This is a genomic window from Pauljensenia sp. 27098_8_83, from assembly GCF_041432695.1.
Lineage (GTDB): Bacteria > Actinomycetota > Actinomycetes > Actinomycetales > Actinomycetaceae > Pauljensenia.
On the sequence record NZ_JAPWAD010000004.1, the window covers coordinates 67,468 to 85,554 of the forward strand.

Annotated in this window: 18 protein-coding genes and 1 riboswitch; of the genes, 5 read left to right on the top strand and 13 right to left on the bottom strand. The window is 62.4% G+C overall.

The annotated features are described in order from the left end of the window. Positions 1-92 precede the first annotated feature (92 nt). Positions 93-1,253, top strand: coding sequence for an ADP-ribosylglycohydrolase family protein (locus O3656_RS02905; protein ID WP_500062553.1), 1,161 nt, complete (start codon positions 93-95; stop codon positions 1,251-1,253). An 18-nt stretch (positions 1,254-1,271) separates the two neighbouring features. On the opposite strand, the gene O3656_RS02910 is transcribed toward O3656_RS02905, so the two are convergent. Next, the gene (locus tag O3656_RS02910) at positions 1,272-1,817 is read right to left on the bottom strand and encodes a GNAT family N-acetyltransferase (protein ID WP_500062554.1); all 546 of its coding nucleotides are present in this window, start codon (positions 1,815-1,817) and stop codon (positions 1,272-1,274) included. Positions 1,818-1,835: 18 nt separating this feature from the next. Further along, a complete protein-coding gene (locus O3656_RS02915; protein WP_500062555.1) occupies positions 1,836-2,813 on the bottom strand; it encodes a Fic family protein in 978 nt (325 codons plus the stop codon). A 151-nt stretch (positions 2,814-2,964) separates the two neighbouring features. Here O3656_RS02915 and relB point away from each other — a divergent pair, with 151 nt between their 5' ends. Both relB and O3656_RS02925 read left to right on the top strand, forming a co-directional pair. Further along, on the top strand, positions 2,965-3,180 hold the full coding sequence (gene relB, locus O3656_RS02920) for a type II toxin-antitoxin system RelB family antitoxin (protein WP_500062556.1): 216 nt from the start codon (positions 2,965-2,967) through the stop codon (positions 3,178-3,180). Continuing rightward, complete coding sequence (locus O3656_RS02925; protein ID WP_500062557.1) at positions 3,181-3,447, top strand: type II toxin-antitoxin system RelE family toxin; 267 nt, start codon at positions 3,181-3,183, stop codon at positions 3,445-3,447. 148 nt (positions 3,448-3,595) lie between these two features. Here O3656_RS02925 and O3656_RS02930 read toward each other — a convergent pair whose 3' ends face one another. Together O3656_RS02930 and O3656_RS02935 are read right to left on the bottom strand one after the other, a co-directional pair. Beyond that, positions 3,596-4,051 (bottom strand): hypothetical protein, encoded by a 456-nt coding sequence (locus O3656_RS02930; RefSeq protein WP_500062558.1) that lies wholly within the window; start codon positions 4,049-4,051, stop codon positions 3,596-3,598. Continuing rightward, entirely contained in the window at positions 4,048-4,638 is a 591-nt protein-coding gene (locus tag O3656_RS02935) for a TetR/AcrR family transcriptional regulator (RefSeq protein ID WP_500062559.1), read from the bottom strand. Before O3656_RS02935 ends, O3656_RS02930 begins: the two co-directional genes overlap by 4 nt. 260 nt (positions 4,639-4,898) lie before the next feature. On the opposite strand from O3656_RS02935, the gene O3656_RS02940 reads away from it, so the two are divergent. Then, a complete protein-coding gene (locus O3656_RS02940) occupies positions 4,899-5,747 on the top strand; it encodes an aldo/keto reductase (protein WP_500062560.1) in 849 nt (282 codons plus the stop codon). 209 nt (positions 5,748-5,956) lie between these two features. Here O3656_RS02940 and O3656_RS02945 read toward each other — a convergent pair whose 3' ends face one another. Then, positions 5,957-6,826 (bottom strand): DUF2262 domain-containing protein, encoded by an 870-nt coding sequence (locus O3656_RS02945; protein WP_500062561.1) that lies wholly within the window; start codon positions 6,824-6,826, stop codon positions 5,957-5,959. Between the two features lie 217 nt (positions 6,827-7,043). On the opposite strand from O3656_RS02945, the gene O3656_RS02950 reads away from it, so the two are divergent. Then, positions 7,044-7,313, top strand: coding sequence for a type II toxin-antitoxin system RelB/DinJ family antitoxin (locus O3656_RS02950; protein WP_500062562.1), 270 nt, complete (start codon positions 7,044-7,046; stop codon positions 7,311-7,313). 194 nt (positions 7,314-7,507) lie between these two features. Here the strand turns inward: O3656_RS02950 and O3656_RS02955 are convergent, their stop codons facing one another. The 8 genes from O3656_RS02955 to sucD all read right to left on the bottom strand — a co-directional run bounded on the left by O3656_RS02955 (position 7,508) and on the right by sucD (position 18,084). Continuing rightward, entirely contained in the window at positions 7,508-8,329 is an 822-nt protein-coding gene (locus O3656_RS02955) for a hypothetical protein (RefSeq protein WP_500062563.1), read from the bottom strand. Between the two features lie 266 nt (positions 8,330-8,595). Then, a complete protein-coding gene (locus tag O3656_RS02960; protein WP_500062564.1) occupies positions 8,596-10,437 on the bottom strand; it encodes a DUF262 domain-containing protein in 1,842 nt (613 codons plus the stop codon). A 63-nt stretch (positions 10,438-10,500) separates the two neighbouring features. Beyond that, on the bottom strand, positions 10,501-11,118 hold the full coding sequence (locus tag O3656_RS02965) for an integrase core domain-containing protein (protein WP_129582490.1): 618 nt from the start codon (positions 11,116-11,118) through the stop codon (positions 10,501-10,503). A gap of 61 nt (positions 11,119-11,179) precedes the next feature. After that, positions 11,180-12,736, bottom strand: a complete 1,557-nt coding sequence (gene guaA, locus O3656_RS02970; protein WP_500062592.1) for a glutamine-hydrolyzing GMP synthase — start codon at positions 12,734-12,736, stop codon at positions 11,180-11,182. Between the two features lie 151 nt (positions 12,737-12,887). Beyond that, the gene (locus O3656_RS02975; protein WP_500062565.1) at positions 12,888-13,472 is read right to left on the bottom strand and encodes a biotin transporter BioY; all 585 of its coding nucleotides are present in this window, start codon (positions 13,470-13,472) and stop codon (positions 12,888-12,890) included. A 147-nt stretch (positions 13,473-13,619) separates the two neighbouring features. Next, on the bottom strand, positions 13,620-15,461 hold the full coding sequence (gene purH, locus O3656_RS02980) for a bifunctional phosphoribosylaminoimidazolecarboxamide formyltransferase/IMP cyclohydrolase (RefSeq protein ID WP_500062566.1): 1,842 nt from the start codon (positions 15,459-15,461) through the stop codon (positions 13,620-13,622). A gap of 23 nt (positions 15,462-15,484) precedes the next feature. Then, positions 15,485-15,569: riboswitch (ZMP/ZTP riboswitch) on the bottom strand. 3 nt (positions 15,570-15,572) lie between these two features. Continuing rightward, a complete protein-coding gene (locus O3656_RS02985) occupies positions 15,573-17,090 on the bottom strand; it encodes a cell division protein PerM (protein ID WP_500062567.1) in 1,518 nt (505 codons plus the stop codon). 73 nt (positions 17,091-17,163) lie between these two features. Beyond that, positions 17,164-18,084, bottom strand: a complete 921-nt coding sequence (gene sucD / locus O3656_RS02990; RefSeq protein ID WP_500062568.1) for a succinate--CoA ligase subunit alpha — start codon at positions 18,082-18,084, stop codon at positions 17,164-17,166. Positions 18,085-18,087 lie beyond the last annotated feature (3 nt).

The window sequence follows — 18,087 nt, forward strand, 5'->3', positions numbered from 1 at the left end:
ACAATTCAAGGGTACGCGGACCACAGGCTCTTCAAAACACGGACAGGTAAGCTAAGCGTGGTCACCATCCGAACCCACGCGAGGAGGCATTCATGGACAAGCGAGATCGCATCCGAGGGGCAATGATCGGCTGCGCCGCTGGAGACGCGCTGGGCTACCCGGTTAAAGTGCTATCAGAGGCCGCGATCGTCGAACGCTACGGCCTGCGCGGGATCACCGCCTACGACTTGGACGAGAACGGAACCGCGTGCTTCACCGCGGACACGCAGCTCATGCTGATCAGCGCAAATGGGATCCTCTTCGCTCACACGCGAGGGGCCCTGCGCGGGATCATGGCCCCTGTGTACCAGTATTTCGACGCTTTCTACATGGACTGGTACCGGTTGCAGACAACCGAACGCGCATCCCGAAGTCGGGTGGGATGGATTAACGCCTACCCTGCCCTGTCCGCGAAGCGCGCCCCTTCTCCCACCTCCATGAGGGTCTTTAGTTCCGACAAGTTCGGCTCGATGGACGAGCCCGTCAACGATTCCAAAGGCTCCGGATGCCTGCTGCGGGCCGTCCCCATCGGCCTGTCCTACTCCGACGACCCCGCCTATATTCTCGACTTGGCGGCAAACACGGCGGCCCTCACGCACGGCAACGAAGTTGCCTGGGTGGCATCGGGGGTACTAGCCCTCATCATCTCACTCATCATTCACCAGGAGCTCTCCATCGCCGAGGCCGTCAACGAAACACTGAAGTCTCTGGACAAGTCCTTCCCCGATTCCCGCAAGGCCGTGCACGAACTGTTGTCCTCCATCTGGTCCGCCAGGCCGCTTGCTACCTCAGCCTCAAGCGACCTGGATGCCATCCACGCCCTCGGCGAGGGGTGGGTCGCCAACGAGGCCCTGGCAATTGGCATCCTCTGCGCACTACGCTACGAGAACGACATCGCGGGAGCGATGACGTTCGCCGCCAACCACGGCGGAAACTCCAACGCCACAGCGGCAATCGCGGGAATGCTCGTCGGAGCACGAATCGGTTTCAATGCGATCCCCGACAGGTTCGTTGACAGGCTCGAACTCGTCGACGTCATCCTCGAGCTGGCCGACGACGTCACCACGGATTGCCCAATGTCCGATTGGGGCCCGAGTAATCCTGTGTGGGAACACAAGTACATCTATGAAGACTACGCCTATTGGCGCAGGCGCACCCCGGAGGCCAAGGAAGACAAGGAAGACAAGGAAGGCGAGGCCAAGCAGACTGACTAGTCCAGCGACCCTGTGGAGCTACAACTCCAGCCTCATGTGCACGAGCTCCTGGTAGCCAGCGGCCGCAGACCGGTAGCCTCGGGGGTTGCGCCCATACTCCTCGAACCCCGCGCGCCGATAGAGGGAGACCGCGCGTTGATTGTCAGCCACTACCTCGAGCTCGAGTTGGACATAGCCCGCCCGGCGCGCACAGTCGATGCACGATTCCACAAGTACTCGGCCGATCCCCAGTCCCCAATACTCCTGGAGCACGCTGATCCCGAAACGCGCCCGGTGCGCAACCTTGCGCCGACTGCGCACTGCTGAAACTCCTGCGCTCCCCACGATCCACCCGTCGATGACGGCGACGAGCTCGACCTCATTGCCACTGCGTTCTGCTTCTTCCAGAGAGCAGGCCTCTTGCTCGTCGTCGACGCTCTGCTCATCCGGGTAGGACAGCAGGTAGTCGGTCTCCGCATGGGTACGTTGCGTGGTCTCACGCAACGCGCGGGCGTCCGAGGCAACGGCGTTCCTCACGAGGAGTTCCAGCCCGCACTTTAATTCCACCGCCCTGACATACCTCATTGTCGGCCCCCCTATCCCCTAGGAATTAGCCAAATTATTGTCGATGTGGACAATCCACAAACCCGCACGGGGACTCCCCTGGCGCTCGAGCACGCCTTCTTCCTTGAGCTGTGCGACGATGCGCTCAGCGCTCCTCTTCGAGCACCCAAGGTGCTGCGCGAGCTGGGCGACGGTGGAGCGCGTGTTGTCACGGAAGAAAGCGAGCGCGCGGGCTCGCTCCGCGTCCGCTGCACTCTCTGGCTGTGCGTACGGAAGTATGGCTTCCCTGATTGCTTCGAGCATGAACTCCACGAAACTCTCACACGAACCGTTCGCACCCGAGCGGGCCAAGGCCTTGTAATAGTCCGCCTGCCGCCTCCTGATCGCGGACTCAACGGGCAACCACGCCAACTCCGAACGCCACCTAGACAGGAGCAGAGTCTGCCAGAGACGTCCCGTCCGCCCATTCCCGTCAGAAAAGGGATGACAGAACTCGAACTCGAAGTGAAAGACACACGAAGCGAGCAGCGGGTGCATACGCGTCGTACGCAGCCACTCGAAGAGGCCTCCCATGACCTCGGGGACGTAGGCCGCCGGAGTCCCCGCATGGATGAGGGTATCTCCGTTGAACACGCCGACATTGCCCGACCGAAAGCGCCCAGCATCGGGGACGAGGCCACCCATCATCACGCGGTGAACGCATAGCAGATCCTCTAGCGAATGAGGATCGAGCTCAGGAATAAGGTCGTAGGCGGCGCGCGCGTTTTCGACTTCGAGGATGTCGCGCCGGTCTCCGAGAACCCGCTTGCCGTCGATAATCGCGCTCACCGCGCGCTCATCAAGCTTGTTGCCTTCGATGACGAGGGAGGAATAAATCGTCTGGATCCGCAGCTCGCGACGCAGTGTCGGGCTGGTCGACAGAGGGGCTTGAGGCGACAGCATGCCGACGAGCTCAGCGATCTCCATGCACAGTGCATCGATGAGGTCGGTGCGTTCAAATGACGGTTTGTAGGCCATGACCACCCCCTATTACCGCCATAATTATACCGCCACTGGCGGTAATCAAGGAGCAGTACCCACAATTAGCACCACCCGCTAGAGACAACACCATTGCACATTGACATCAGAGAGAACTAGAATACATTGTATTCAGCTCTAGGAGGCCACCATGCCCACCATGACCATGCGCCTTGACGAAGCAGACGCCGAAGTCGTGCGCAAGTACGCCGAATTTGAAGGAAAAACAATTTCCGACTTCGTCCGAGATGCCGTCTTCGAGAAGATCGAGGACCAGCAGGACCTTGCAACTCTGCGCGAGGCGATCGCTGCAGACAACGGCGTTCGCTACACCCACGAGCAGGTACTCGCGCAGCTGGGCCTGTAAATGTCCTACCACGTCGAGTACAGCGACGCAGCCCTCAAGCAACTGAAGAAAATGGACCGATTCAACGCGCGACTCATTACGTCATGGATCGGCAAAAACCTCGAGGGCTGCTCCAACCCCCGCATCCACGGCAAAGGCCTCAGCGCCAACCGATCAGGCGAGTGGCGCTACCGGATCGGCAACTACCGCGCCCTGTGCATCATCGAGGATAACCGCCTCATCATCGAAGTCTTTTCCGTCGGACACCGCCGACACATCTACCAGTGATCACCCGGCCACACCGACGTCATCCAGCATTACCGCCAGATTTATACCGCCACTGGCGGTAATCGCGTGACTATCAAGGAGAGCTGACCGATAAACGGCAGGAGGCCTCGTCGATTGACGAGGCCTTGGCCGGGAGAGCGCATCGGGTTCAGTCGGTCCCATGAAACGCCCAGGCGCGACCGCGCACGCCGCGCGCGATGTAGCTGGCCCCCGCCAGGGTCAGGGCGAGACCGAGGCCAGTGTAGAAGAAGGCGATGAACCAGTCAGGGAAGAGCCCTGCGGCGCGCATGCCGATACCAAACGACATCATGATCGCCATCATCATGTAGCTCTTGCGGTCAAAGAAGCGGACAACGTGGTGACGCTCCCCCTCCAGGTCGGCGATGCGCTGGGCGTTCTTCTGAACGAGCTTGCTGAACATGGGGTGGAAGGCGCAGAAGATGGCGACCGCGCCGCCCGCGAGCGCAAGGAGGACGATCGCGGCGAGGCCGCGCACGTCGATGGCCGCGCGCACGCCGAGGATCGCGACGTTCAGGCCGGCGAGCAGCCAGACGATGCCGGCGACGGCGATGAGGGGCTGTTTCTTGATGCGGAATCGACTCATGACTTTGTTTCCTTTTCGTGTGCGGTATCGTCGTACAGGGCGGCGTCGAGGAGGGCGAACAGAGTCTCGCACTCGCCGCCATCCATGAGCGAAGCGAAAATACTGCGCAGCACGTAGCGACACAGGGCCTCGGCGCTCATGGGACCGACGAGCCGGGAGCGAACCACGGCCTCGTCCGCGTCGAGGACGCGCCCGAGCCCGCGCTCGATGTGGGCGAGCATGGGGGCGCGCACGGCCTCGAGGGCTTCCTGTTCTGCGCTGGGGAGGCGGCGCATCTCGGCGAACCAGTCGACGCTCATGTCGGCGCGCGCGGCGCACAGGGCCTCGCGGAAACGCCGCAGGTAGGAGGTGAAGCGCTCACCCGGGCGCACGGCGCACAGCTCGTCGGAGAGGTTCTCTTCGAAGAAACGGGTGAGCACGGCTGCGGTCAGGTCTGCCTTGGTTGGGAAGTAGCCGTAGACCGAGCCGACCGCGATGCCGCACGCGGTGGCGACCTTGCGCACGGAGAGCGCGGAGATGCCGTCGCGCGAGGCGATGGCGTAGGCCTGGCTGACCAGTTTCTCGGGGTCGATCACTTGTTTGGGCACGGCTTCCTCTTGTCCTACTACCTACGACAATCCATAATGAACAGTGTTCAGTATAGGCCTGAGCAAGCCCTCGTCAATCGCAGAACCGAGGGATACAGCGCTCCTGACGCCAACTCGTCACATGTCACACGCCTACACGCGACCGTCGTCAGGCATGCCTTCCCGGGATGACTATAGGCTGACAAGCAGCGGCGTCCGCGCAGCTCGACTACCGCACTGCCGTTCCAGCGCACGCCTCTGATGAGAACGAAGGAGCTCACATGGACCTCATCACCCTGAACAACGGCGTCACCATCCCCCAGGTCGGCCTCGGCACTTACCTGCTGGAGCCGGACGACGCACAGTCGGCTGTCACCTACGCGCTGGACAACGGCTACACGCTGATCGACACGGCGAACGTCTACGTGAACGAGCGCGCCGTCGGGCGCGGAATGCGCGCGTCCTCGAAGGCGCGCGAGGAAGTTTTCCTCGAGACGAAGCTCTGGCCGTCGTTCTTCGAACGCGCCAGCGCCGTCGACGAGACGCTCGAGCGCCTGGGCACGGACTACATCGACCTGATGATCCTGCACCAGCCCGCCGGCGATACCGTCGCGGGGTACCGCATCCTCGAGAAGGCGCATAAGGAAGGCAAGATTCGCGCGATCGGCCTGTCGAACTTCGACGTTGCCCAGACGCAGCGCATCCTCGACGAGTGCGAGGTTATCCCCGCGATCAACCAGGTCGAGTGCCACCCCTACTTCCCGCAGACGGAGCTCAAGGAACTCCTCAAGGAGCACAACATCGCGCTGCAGGCGTGGTACCCGCTGGGCGGACGCGGCAACGACTCGATCATGACCGAGTCCCTCGTCCAGGGCCTCGCCGAGAAGCACGGCAAGTCCCCCGCCCAGGTGCTGCTGCGTTGGCACATCCAGCAGGGACACATCGTGATCCCGGGCTCGAAGACGCCGTCGCACATCGCTCAGAACATCGACCTGTTCGACTTTGTGCTGACCGACGAGGACATGGCCCAGATCGATTCCCTCGACAAGGGGAAGCCGTTCTTCGAGCACAACGACGAGGTCTTGGCCGGGTTCCTCGCATACGTGCCCGACGTGGAGGGCCAGAAGTAGTCCCACTACCGCGCACTGAGCTGAACGCACGACTATTTCGGTAGCGACACCAGGCGCACATAACGAGGCCTACCCTGCCAGGCGGGGTAGACCTCGTTACACGACAGCGATGTTATAGTCATCGCGAGCCAATGAAGCCCTATGAAGAAAGCTGCTCATGGACAGAGTCGCACGCATCGCCGCACCGCTCCGGCCAACGCGTAGGACGCCTATCCCTCCATGTTCGCCGCGGTCACTCCATCGGCCAGAGTTCCGTACGCGGTGACGCAGTGGCCGAAGAACATATCGTCGTCATCGAAGTATGCGGAAAATGAACCGTCCGGATCCATCGCGATGCTGCGCAGCTCGATCCGGCGAGCGAAGCTCTCTTCCGTAATCTCGGGGACCTCCTCGTCGGCGGACTCGCGCCACTCGCACGCAAGTTCGGTCAGCTCACGTGCGGCGCTCGTGCGCATGTCACGGTCCCAGCGATCCTGCTCCACCAGCATCACCTTCATCGCCCGCCTGGCATCGGCCCAGGTGTCCTCATCCGCCACATCAACCTCGAGCACCAAGAAGATCTGCTCACCGCGCCACAGGACCTCCCCCTCGAACGTGTCGAGATCCTTGTCGAGAGTGAGTTCTCCGAGCACCTCGTCGGTCACCACGACCGGCCTGCGGTATTCGGCCAGCACCTCTTCCAGGGCGGGGCACGGGGGATCCTCTTCCAGGACCTCAACGATCAGGAACTCGTTCTGCGAGGAGGCGGTCACGCCCTCGGGAACCTCGTGCGGAATCTTCTTGCGGGCCTTGAGGCGGCACACCGCCTCCCGACGGAAGCGATCGAGGATTCCTCCGGCATCGTGCTCCTCGTCGCTGACGGGATAGACGATCCGGCCGTCACCCGTGTGCAGCGCGCCGGTCTGGCAGTCCACATACGCAATGAAGTAGTGCGAGACGTCCCAGAATCCGCTCCTCTTGCCCGCCCCGCCACCGCCGGCGAGCAGGACGAGGATCTCCCTAGCCTCGTCCTCAAAGATGCGCTCCCATTCGGCCTGCGTCATGTTGTTTTGCGAGCGCATGTATTCGAGCAGATCCACGTGCCATCCTCCTTGATTCGGGGTTGCCGCTTCGTTACGACGAACCCTACTCCACCACAAGCATCGCGACGGCCGGATCGACAAGACGCCCCGGCCTCGTCCCACGAATCAGGGACGAGGCCGGGGACACCGACAGCAAATCAGCCCATCTAAGCTCATATAGAACCCAAACCGTACCCGGTTCGGGCCTATAATAGAGGTATCGAAAGGAGCGACCATGCCGACGATGCCCCGCACAGCTGAGGTGAAGACCCGCACGACCGCACAGATTAAGGCCGATGCCGCAGCCGTCTATGCACGCTGGGGAATTAGCCTCTCGGACGCAATCAACATCTTCCTCGCGAAGTCGATCGAAGTCGGAGGCCTCCCCTTCGACATGCGCCCCGAGACTCCTACGTTCGACGGACTCGAGCGCTACGCCTACCGCCCCACGATGGACTCAAACGGCGTTGCGCAGCTCCCGGGAGACTGGGATGACGGCGACTGAGGGAGCACCCACACCATGGGAGATCTGGCACGCGCGCTTTAGCTTCGACGACCGCGGCTATAAGTTTCGCCCCGTCCTAGTTCTAGCTCACTCACCCACCGGGTTCCTGACTGCGATCATCACCAGCTTTACACTCAATTCACGAACAAATTCCTACGCTCTCCAGAACAGGGTGAAACGTTAGCGTAATGAATCTACAGCTCCCGCAGTATGTCACTTAGCTTTCTCGAAAAGATCTCAAGACCTTCTTTATCATCATGATATGAAAATACGCGCCTCGAGCTGAAATCGAAAGGTAACTTGCCAATCGGACCCGCATGAATCAGAATCGGCTTCTTTCCAAGCCCATCCGCAAATCCGAGTTCATACAGCACGTTCGAATTAAGATCAGTAAGATCAACAATCACCCCATATGAAGAGCGAATAAGATTCCTAACATCATCTGGAATATCGGTTGGAGTGTTGAGTTCATCAACACGACGCGCAGTCTTCCCTACCGCTTCAACCCCATTCCGAATAGCCTCAAACACTGGATCCACGGAGTGATGCCCTCTATTAAAAGGCATCATCACTGCAATCATTGTTTCATCAATGGGCAAAGATTGGACCTCTTTCGCCGCTCCCGGAAAACCATCTCCAAGCAAAATACGAAATGGATCCCCTTCAAAAACACTCCAACGTGTACGATGACCAACCCACTCCAGTTGCCTCGGAGTATAGCTCTTATCCCCCAAAACCTGTTTCTCAATCAATAAATCTGAGGAAAATTGAAGAATCGGATTCTTCATTGTCGGACACATAGATGGAGCGTCGATATACCCGATACGTGCAATTTGCTTCCCAGTATCCGGCCCAAACTCTTTCACCATAATAGTAGGCAAATCACAGAGCGCTTCCAGATCCGGTTCGTCATCGCACGTAAATCGCTGCCTGATAGCACGGTTCGTATTCTCGAACATCCTGTCGGATTCAATCTCTCGAGATTCATCATACCTAATGATGAGATTAAAATACATGACTACTCCCACTTAATAGTTAAAAAGTTTCGTATTTTCTTCAGTTTCAATTCCAGTTCGCCATTTTTCGGAATTTTGCGCTGCATGAAACTAAATTCTCGAAAATCCATGTTGTCATATTTCTATCACGAGGCATTTTGATATGACAGACGGTGGCAAAGGTAGCGGGTGGCTTGCAGGCCCGCAGGTGTGAGACCTCCAAACCGCCTGAAGATTTGTCGGGGCAGGGCGGGGTAGAGCGGTCATTGCAAACCCTCCCCTAACCTCTATAGCGTGAACAGTTGGATTACATCTTTAACGAGCTTCTCTGTTCTCGCTGTGATTGCTGCTTCGTCCCAATCGTTTCTTGAAGCAATATCTTCGTTGATCTTCAAGCCGTTGAGGTAGCCAACAGGGTTGCCATCTTTATCCTTCCTGAACTTCTTTTCCTGGAAGGAAAGATTGCTCAAGGTTGAGTTGTAACCAGTCAAAGTTAGGTTGCCGAGCTCATGGACATGATCGTTCTGAATCTGGGCGGCGAGCGCCTTGTCTCCACCGGCAATCATGGTGACCCAAGCGTCAGGTAGGTTCTTCCCCTGGGGAAGAACGTGTTCGATGGTCCAAACGTATGTACCAGAAGGAACGCGCTCCCAAAGGCCCTTCATCTCCTTGGTAACCGACGGCGTAGCCAAGCTCGTCAAAATGAACCTAGCCGTGTCAGGATTGGATTCATAAAGCGGGCCTGCAAGCATCTCGGCAAATCGATTATCGTCTGCCGAGACCGCCAGAAGCTTGGCGCGCACGAACTGCACGAGATCGTCACCAGTTTTCTTTTCATCTTCGATGCCCTCAACGATGTTGATGAAGATCCTGGTAAGGTCGCGCGTTGGAGGAGCGTCGGTAAGGTTACGCCTTACGAAGAACTTGACCAAAAGATCATTTACCTGGACCAGATGCTGATCCGTGAGCGAAAGGCTGTCCGCTCTCCGCATCAAGTGGAGCAGGAGCACATACGAGGGAACGCCCTGAATCCTTGAAAGGTTCATAAGCGACTCTTCCAAGTCGCCAGAGATGCCATCCGTGTCCACAAGCGCGATCTTCGTGTACTCCTCCGCGTTCTTGAGCAACCAATCGAGCATGCCGGCTGCATCGTTCTTAATCTGCTTCTCGTAGATGTGGAGGAGGTTTGACCTGGTTGCTACGGCTCCGAGAGGGTACTGAGCGGTTCCGGTGATGAACGGCTTGTTCACCTCTCGCCTGAACGCAGCGTATGCCTGTCTGAAGAAGCGCTCCTGAGTCTTGTAGTCCTCTCCAAGCAGGGAGAGCATGCGCTGCCACTGGTTGAAGTGGTCGTTCAGGTCCTCCTCGGTTGCGTCCTTAAAGCTGGAGAGCAGGGTGTTCTTGATGAGGTCAACCGCGCTCAAGGCCTGGCCCCTATTGTTAAGGGACTCGAACAGGGTATAGGCCTCGGATGCGTTGGAAACGCTGATCTGGACTATCACTGCGGAAAGCACTTTGTCGAGGAAGTTGCTGAAGGCCTCGTAGGCGTTGTTCGGGTGGGTTCTCTCAGGCGCTTCGACCATGGCCTCTAGTCGGGACTCGAAGTATGCGTATGCCTTATAGATCTTCCTGTTGCCTGCGTACTTGGGCCTCGTGTCCTTAATTTGATTGGAGACCCGCTCTCCCATGAGAGCCCTGTAGTCTTGGAGGTTCTTGCCTTGGACCTGGGGAACCACGCGCGTCTGCCCCTTGGACTTCTTCATGATGAGGCGGTTCTTGAGGTTGATGAGTTCGACGTTGACCTCATCTTCGTCCTCCTCGGCATCATCTTTGTGCTTGCTGAGCTGGTCGTACAGTGCAGCAAGCAGCAAACTGACGGTGGTGAGCCTCTGCTGGCCGTCGATAAGCTCGCATTGGGTCACGCCCTTTTCTGCGTTGTAGCCATGGTCGATGACGATGATAGAGCCGAGGAAATAACCCTTGTCATTGTCGGAAATGTCGTCGAAGAGGTTCTCCCAGTCGCGCTTGGCCCAGGTGTACTCGCGCTGGTAGCGAGGCACATTAAACATGAGGGGTGAGTCCGTAGAGAATAGCTCGCCGATAGTCGGTTTGATTACGTCGTTGATCAACGAGATCACTCCTATTGGCCTGGTCTGGTTTTGTGGACCGGGTGTTGTGAGGGTTGTTTGTTGTTATTGGTGGTGTTGTGCCCATTGGCGTGCGTACTGGTTGGGTGAGAACCAGCCTAGCGCGCTGTGGGGGTGCTCTTCATTGTAGCGCTGGGACCAGGCGCCGATCAGGGCGCGCGCATGATCGGGCCCATTGAACATGTTGTCCTCGAGGAGTTCGTCGCGCATGCGGTTGTGCAAGGACTCCACGAATCCGCCCAGCCACGGCTGGCCCGGGGGTATGAATGCTTGGAACGTGTCGTGCTCGCTGGCCCAGCGTCCCACGGCTGCGGCGATGAATTCAGGCCCGTTATCGGCACGCAGCACCTGGGGTGCACCATGTGCCAAGGCAGCCAGGTCAAGCATTTCGATCACGTCGACGGCTCCCATGCGCCGCTCAACGTGCAAAGCCAGGTGCTGGCGCGTGAACTCATCAATGACGTGACAGACCTTCAAGACACGCCCCTTCCAGTCCGAGTCGAACTGGAAATCAATGGCCCACACCTGCCCAGGAGCGCTAGCCCGCACCAGGTGCTGTAGGTGCGGCGCGGTGCGGGGCTTGTGGGCTTTGCGCGGGCACCCGCGCAAGACGCTGAGAAAACCCCTCCCTGGCCGATCAGGTGGCTTTGCCGTGAGTCGCATACGAAACGAAACTCAGCGGCACGTTGCAGCACTTAAAAGCGCAGGTCAAAGCCCTATCTTCCTACTCCCACTCGATGGTGGCCGGGGGCTTGGAGGTCACGTCGAGGACGACGCGGTTGACCTCGGGCACCGAGTTGGTGATGCGCGTGGAGATGCGGGCCAGGACGTCGTAGGGCAGGCGCGTCCAGTCGGCCGTCATCGCATCCTCGGAGGACACGGGGCGCAGCACGATCGGGTGGCCGTAGGTGCGGCCGTCACCCTGGACACCCACGGAACGGACGTCGGCGAGCAGGACGACCGGGCACTGCCAGATCTCCTGATCCAGGCCGGCCGCAGTGAGCTCCTCGCGGGCGATCAGGTCGGCGGCGCGCAGGATGTCCAGGCGCTCGCGCGTGACCTCGCCGATGATGCGGATGCCGAGGCCGGGGCCCGGGAAGGGCTGACGGTTCACCAGGTAGTCGGGCAGGCCCAGCTCGCGGCCGACCGCGCGCACCTCGTCCTTGAAGAGGGTACGCAGGGGCTCGACCAGCTCGAAGGTCATGTCCTCGGGCAGGCCGCCCACGTTGTGATGGCTCTTAATGTTGGCCGCGCCCTCACCGCCGCCAGACTCGACGACGTCGGGGTACAGGGTGCCCTGGACGAGGAACTTCACCTCGCCGCCAGCGGCGCCAACCTCTTCGATGACCTGCTTCTGAGCGGCCTCGAAGGAGCGGATGAACTCGCGGCCGATGATCTTACGCTTCGCCTCGGGCTCGGTGACGCCGGCCAGGGCGGACAGGAAGCGCTCGGACTCGTCGCACGTGATGACGCGGATACCCATGCCGCGCGCGTAGTCGTTCTCCACCTGCTCACGCTCGCCCGCGCGCAGCAGGCCGTGATCGATGAAGAAGCAGGTCAGCTGATCGCCGACAGCCTTGTGCACGAGCGCCGCGGCCACGGAGGAATCCACGCCGCCGGACAGGGCGCAGATGACCTGCGCGTCGCCGACCTGCTCGCGGATCTTCTCGACCTGCTCATCCACGATCGAGCCAGCGGTCCACGTGGGCTTGATCCCCGCACCCTCGTACAGGAAGTTCCTCAGCGCGTTCTGACCGAACTGGGAGTGGCCCACCTCGGGGTGCCACTGCAGGCCGTAGAGGCGACGCTCACGCGACTCGAAGGCTGCGACGGGGGTCTCGGTGGTCGACGCGGTGACGGTGAAGCCCTCGGGCGCGCCCTGGACGGCGTCGCCGTGGCTCATCCACACGATCTGGTCGTCAGGAGTGCCGCCGAACAGGCAGGAGTCACCGGCAACGGTGGCCTCGGTGTGCCCGTACTCGCGGGTGCCCGTGCGACCCACGGTGCCACCGAGGGCGTGGGCCATCGTCTGGAAGCCGTAGCAGATGCCCAGGACGGGCACACCGGCCTCGAAAATCGCGGGATCGACGGAGGGCGCACCCTCCTCGTACACGGAGGACGGGCCGCCGGACAGGATGATGGCGGCGGGCTCCTTGGCGAGCATGTCCGCCACGCTCATGGTGTGAGGGACGATCTCGGAGTAGACGTTGGCCTCACGCACGCGGCGCGCGATCAGCTGGGCATACTGTGCGCCGAAGTCGACGACGAGGACGGGATGCATGTCAGAAGCGTTCACCCTCCCCATGCTACCCGCGCTCACCCCGCCCCGTCGCGCTCCATTACGCATGTCACCACGGCGCAGCCCGGATACGACGACGGCCCCGCCCCCACAGAGGGACGAGGCCGACTCTCGTTGCGCTGGAGCGCTCGGCTCAGCGGAAGATGGAGCGCAGCACCGGAAAGGCGCCGGTGGCCACGGCGGCCTTCAGCAGGTCGCCGATGATGAAGGGCACGAAGCCCTTCATCAGACCCTGCTCGATCGTCATGTGCGCGAAGGGGATCATCCAGGCCAGGCCCAGGATGTACACAGAGAACAGGGACACGACGGCGGTCGGCGCCATGGTGAGGACGCGGCGGTCGGCGCCGCGCTGGGCGGCCAGGCCCGCGATCGCGGCGACGAGGAGGTAACCGAGGATGTAGCCGAAGGACGCGAAGGCCCAGCCGACGTTCGTGCCAGTGAAGACCGGGGCGCCCGCAACGCCGAGGAGGGCGTACGCGGCGACGGAGACGAGGCCTCGGCGCGCACCGAGGGTCGCACCGACCGAGAGAGCACCAAGCGTGCCGAGCGAGACGGGCACAGGCGTGAAGGGCAGCGGGACCGAGATACGGGCCAGCACGATCATGGCGATCGTACCCGCGGCGATCAGGGCAATCTCGCGAACGATCGTGCCGCCGAGGCGGTCGGCGAGGACGCGGTTCTCGCGCGCGGCGACGGGGGAAGCGGTCAGGGCGGTCATACGACACCTTTCAACTGGGCCAACGGCCTTTAATTCAATACTTGAACGATATGCTGTGTGCCACTCCCTGTCAAGCACACCCGAGCACATCACAGGGGGCGAGCGCCACACCGGCGCTCGCCCCCTGGAGCCCATGAACGGGAATGATCAGTGCGCGAAGTGGCGCGTCCCCGTCAGGTACATCGTGATGCCCGCGGCATTCGCCGCGTCAATCGACTCCTGGTCACGCACGGAACCACCGGGCTGGACAACGGCCTTCACGCCCGCATCGATCAGCACCTGCAGTCCGTCCGCGAAGGGGAAGAACGCATCGGACGCGGCAACCGCGCCGATGGAACGCTGCTCGGGAGCCTCGGCCACAACCTCGGACGCGCGAGCGCCGCCCGCACTGTCCACGTTGGATGCCGCCGCGTCACCCGTCGAACGCGAACCGAGCGTGTTCGCGCGCTCAACCGCCAGCTTGCACGAGTCCACGCGGTTCACCTGGCCCATGCCCACGCCCACAGAGGCGCCATCCTTGACCAGCAGAATCGCGTTCGAACGAACCGCACGCACCGTGCGCCACGCGAACTCCAGGTCCGCCAGCGTCGCCTCGTCGGCGGGAGCGCCAGCCGCGAGCGTCCAGTTCTCCGGGGAATCGCCGGGCGCGTCGATGTCGTCGCGCTCCTGGACCAGCAGTCCGCCGCTGATCTGCTTGAACTCGTACGAGCCGCGAGCCGGGGGCTCCACCTGCAGGACGCGCAGGTTCTTCTTGGCACTGAGCACCTCGAGCGCGCCTTCCTCGTAATCGGGGGCCAGCACGACCTCGGTGAAGATCGGGACGATCTGGCGAGCAAGCTCCACGCTCACCGGGCGATTCACGGCGATCACACCGCCGAACGCCGACACCGGGTCGCAGGCGTGCGCCAGGCGGTGCGCCTCGGCCACATCATCAGCCACCGCGATGCCACAGGGGTTCGCGTGCTTGATGATCGCCACGCAGGGACGCTCATGATCGTAGGCGGCGCGCAGAGCAGCGTCGCCATCCGTGTAGTTGTTGTAGCTCATGGCCTTGCCATGCAGCTGGCGCGCGTTCGCGATACCCGGCACCAAGGCCTCGTCGTCGGCCTCCTCATCCTCGAAGGACTCGTCGATCTCACGGTAGACGGCCGCGCCCTGATGCGGGTTCTCGCCGTAACGCAGGGACTCCACGCGCTCAAACGCGTCGGCCACGAAGACGGGCATACCCGAGGCCTGTCCCTCCCCCTCGGGGACCTCCACCACGTAGTCTTCCTCGGTCTGGTAGCCCAGCGACTCCAAGAACGCCGCGTCGGAGGCGTCCAGGTGGGTTTCGGCAGCCTCGTCGAGGGTCTCACGCACGTCCTCAAGATCCAGCTCGTCGGCAAACCAACCGGCGATCGCCAGGTCGTAGGTCGCCGTGTGCGCGAAGGCCTCGGCGGCCAGCTCGCGGCGCTGCTCAAGGGTGAAGCCCTCCCCCGCCGCAGCCTCGGCGACATCCGCGTAACGCTCCGGCGAGGTCACGACCGCGACCGACGGATGATTCTTCGCGGCAGCGCGCACCATGGACGGGCCGCCAATATCGATCTGCTCGACGCACTCATCGAAGGACGCGCCCGATGCGACCGTGTCCTGGAAGGGGTACAGGTTGCACACGACCAGGTCAAACGCCTTGATCCCCAGCTGCGCAATCTGCTCGCGATGCGCGGCCTTACGCTGGTCGGCCAGGATGCCGGAATGAATGAAGGGGTGCAGGGTCTTGACCCGGCCCTCGAGCACCTCGGGAAAACCGGTCACGTCGTCGACCGGGGTGACGGCCACGCCAGCCGCCGCAATGCGAGCGGCCGTGGAGCCCGTGGAGACGATCTCCACTCCAGCCTCGCCCAGCGCACGCGCAAGGTCCTCCAGGCCCGTCTTGTCATACACAGAAATCAGGGCCCGCTTAATCGGGCGCACGTCAATGGGTTCCAGGTTGTCCAGTGAGACGGACATAGTTCCTCCAGGTTGAGACCAAACCCAGGCGCCCAGGCGGGCGACGCCTCGCGGGAAATGCGGCCGCTCCCCGGTGGTCATCCACCCTCGCCAGTCGCGGCACCTCCCAGTCTAGTTCAGGCCCTCGCGCCGCGTCGCCCTCGTCTCGGGGTCATCCGCGTCACCTTCAACCTGCGCGGACTCATCGTCCACGGGCTCGTCCGCGGCCGTTTCGTCTGCCTCCTCGGGCATCTCGTCCGCTTCTCCCCCTTCGGCCACCGCTTCGAGATTCTCAGCCCCGGCCTCGTCCGTGCCTTCGGCCCCGGCGCTGTCCTCAGCGGAGTCGGAGGCCTCAGCCCAGGCCTCGTCAGTCGTCGAGGCGGCTGTGCCCACACGGGAGGCACGCTCGGCGGCGCGGCGACGCAAGGCCTCGCCCTCGTTGCGCACGCGGCCCGCGCCCTCGCCGAGGAGCGCGCGCGTCGTCGGGTGGGTCGCCAGGGCGATGATCAGCGCGGGCAGGGCGATCTCAAGCACGAGCGCCAAAGTCGCCCACCCGACGCGCGGCCCCATCGACGCCAGGCGCACGGAGCCCATGCTCATCGTCGCGCTCCACATCCACAGAGCCGTCACGGCCGCGACGATCAACGAGGCCAGAACACCCTGCGCGCTCTGGTGCAGCAGGTGCTCACGACGGAACGAACGCGCCGCGACGACGCCCAGGCCGACCCCCAGCGCGATCGGCGCGAGAACCACCCACATGCCGGGAGCCGTCTCCGGAACAGCACCCAGGAGCGGAATGGGCGGGATCGGACCAGTGCCCGCCACCGCGGGAGAATGCAGCGAATCCGTCGCCGTCAGGAAACCCGCACCCGACCACCACGAAGCCGCCCACGCCATGACCGTCGGCGCAAACGCCAGCTGGGCGCCGACAATAAACGCCGTATCCGCGCCCGAGGCCGCCCCCAGAATCTCCTGGATCCCAGCCATCCGACTCCACCCAGCCACAAGCGCAACGATCGACGCAACGAACGACGCGCCCACGAGTACCAGAACCGACAGGCCCCCCAACTTCAGGCCGCCCGAAATCCAGTGCTGCATCGTCGGAGCCTCGTGATCGCGCGCATACCTCGACGCAACAAACCAGACCGAGCCAATCAACGGGATCAGCACGCCGCCGATCGTGCCCGTCCACCAGTGCGCATGAGTGCCCGACGTGCCCGCGAGCAGCCAGGACGTCAAAAGAAAACCGGGCACAGCAAACAGCGCCGCACTGCGCGGGAAACCAGCCGTATTGCGCAGCAGGAGGCGCACGAGGACGATCAAGAGCGCGCCCACCAGCGTCGGGATCGCACGGTAATACACTCCCCCAACCACCGACGTACCGCCAATGACAGCCGCCCACAGGTCGCCGCCCAATCCGAGCGCGTCGCGCGGCGTCGTATCATTCATCCACGTATTCGAGCGCAGCGTCAGGTAGGCGATCATCGCGCACACCGTGATGAGCGCCCAGCCCGCGAAGGCTGCCTCAACACCCGCGATCACTCCGCGCGCCCACCCCTGCGGGACAGCAACACGGATCGTCGCCCGATCCGCCACGTACGTGGTCGTAGTCCGCCGGGGGCTGGGTACTTCTCTGATGCGCTCGCTCACAGGCCCATAGTGTCAGAATCGGCCCGGGGCCGCGACGCTGCGCGCCGACCCCGGGCCGATTCGTGCTGTGACGTTAGCGCGAGAGGATCTCTCGAGCGATCTGCGCCGTCTGCGAAGGAGTGCGACCCACGCGCACGCCCACGGCCTCGAGCGCCTCCGCCTTCGCGGCAGCCGTGCCGGACGAGCCCGACACGATCGCGCCCGCGTGACCCATCGTCTTACCCTCAGGCGCGGTGAATCCCGCGATGTAGGCGACAACGGGCTTCGTCATGTTCTCCTGGATCCACGCGGCCGCACGCTCCTCGGCGTCGCCGCCGATCTCACCGATCATGATGACGAGATCCGTATCGGGATCCGCCTCAAAAGCCGCCAGCGCATCGATGTGGGTGGTGCCCACGACCGGGTCACCACCGATGCCCAGGCACGTCGTGAAACCGAAGTCACGCAGCTCGTACATGAGCTGGTAGGTCAGCGTGCCCGACTTGGAGACGAGGCCGAGGCGGCCCGGTCCTGTGATATCCGCTGGGGTGATGCCCAGGTTCGCCTGTCCGGGCGAGATGATGCCAGGGCAATTCGGGCCGATCAGGCGCACGCCCGCCTCGAGCGCACGCTCAACGACGATGGTCGAATCCTGGACGGGGATACCCTCGGTGATGAGGACGATCGTCTCGATGCCCGCCTCGATGGCCTCGAGGGCCGCGCCCTTCGCGAATGCCGGGGGCACGAAGATGACGGAGGCGTTCGCGCCGGTGACCTCGCGGGCCTCGGCGACCGTGCCGAAGACGGGGACCTCAACCTGGCCGTCCGTGACCTTGTCGGCGCCCGGGCCGTAGCCCTGCACATCGAAGGTGACGGTCGTGCCGGCCTTGCGCGGATTCGTGCCGCCCACGATGGTCGTGCCCGAGCTGAGCATGCGCTGAGTGTGCTTGCGGCCCTCGGCGCCGGTCATGCCCTGGACAATGACCCGGGTGTCAGAGTTGACGAAGATAGTCATGAT

Bases quoted from the DNA above. Each gene is read 5' to 3' on its own strand.
- relB (WP_500062556.1), top strand. From the start codon at position 2,965: ATGCCCACCATGACCATGCGCCTTGACGAAGCAGACGCCGAAGTCGTG.
- purH (WP_500062566.1), bottom strand. From the start codon at position 15,461: ATGTCCGTCTCACTGGACAACCTGGAACCCATTGACGTGCGCCCGATT.
- sucD (WP_500062568.1), bottom strand. From the start codon at position 18,084: ATGACTATCTTCGTCAACTCTGACACCCGGGTCATTGTCCAGGGCATG.
- O3656_RS02950 (WP_500062562.1), top strand. From the start codon at position 7,044: ATGCCGACGATGCCCCGCACAGCTGAGGTGAAGACCCGCACGACCGCA.
- O3656_RS02975 (WP_500062565.1), bottom strand. From the start codon at position 13,472: ATGACCGCCCTGACCGCTTCCCCCGTCGCCGCGCGCGAGAACCGCGTC.
- O3656_RS02930 (WP_500062558.1), bottom strand. From the start codon at position 4,051: ATGAGTCGATTCCGCATCAAGAAACAGCCCCTCATCGCCGTCGCCGGC.
- guaA (WP_500062592.1), bottom strand. From the start codon at position 12,736: ATGCATCCCGTCCTCGTCGTCGACTTCGGCGCACAGTATGCCCAGCTG.
- O3656_RS02925 (WP_500062557.1), top strand. From the start codon at position 3,181: ATGTCCTACCACGTCGAGTACAGCGACGCAGCCCTCAAGCAACTGAAG.
- O3656_RS02940 (WP_500062560.1), top strand. From the start codon at position 4,899: ATGGACCTCATCACCCTGAACAACGGCGTCACCATCCCCCAGGTCGGC.
- O3656_RS02955 (WP_500062563.1), bottom strand. From the start codon at position 8,329: ATGTATTTTAATCTCATCATTAGGTATGATGAATCTCGAGAGATTGAA.
- O3656_RS02965 (WP_129582490.1), bottom strand. From the start codon at position 11,118: ATGCGACTCACGGCAAAGCCACCTGATCGGCCAGGGAGGGGTTTTCTC.
- O3656_RS02910 (WP_500062554.1), bottom strand. From the start codon at position 1,817: ATGAGGTATGTCAGGGCGGTGGAATTAAAGTGCGGGCTGGAACTCCTC.
- O3656_RS02915 (WP_500062555.1), bottom strand. From the start codon at position 2,813: ATGGCCTACAAACCGTCATTTGAACGCACCGACCTCATCGATGCACTG.
- O3656_RS02905 (WP_500062553.1), top strand. From the start codon at position 93: ATGGACAAGCGAGATCGCATCCGAGGGGCAATGATCGGCTGCGCCGCT.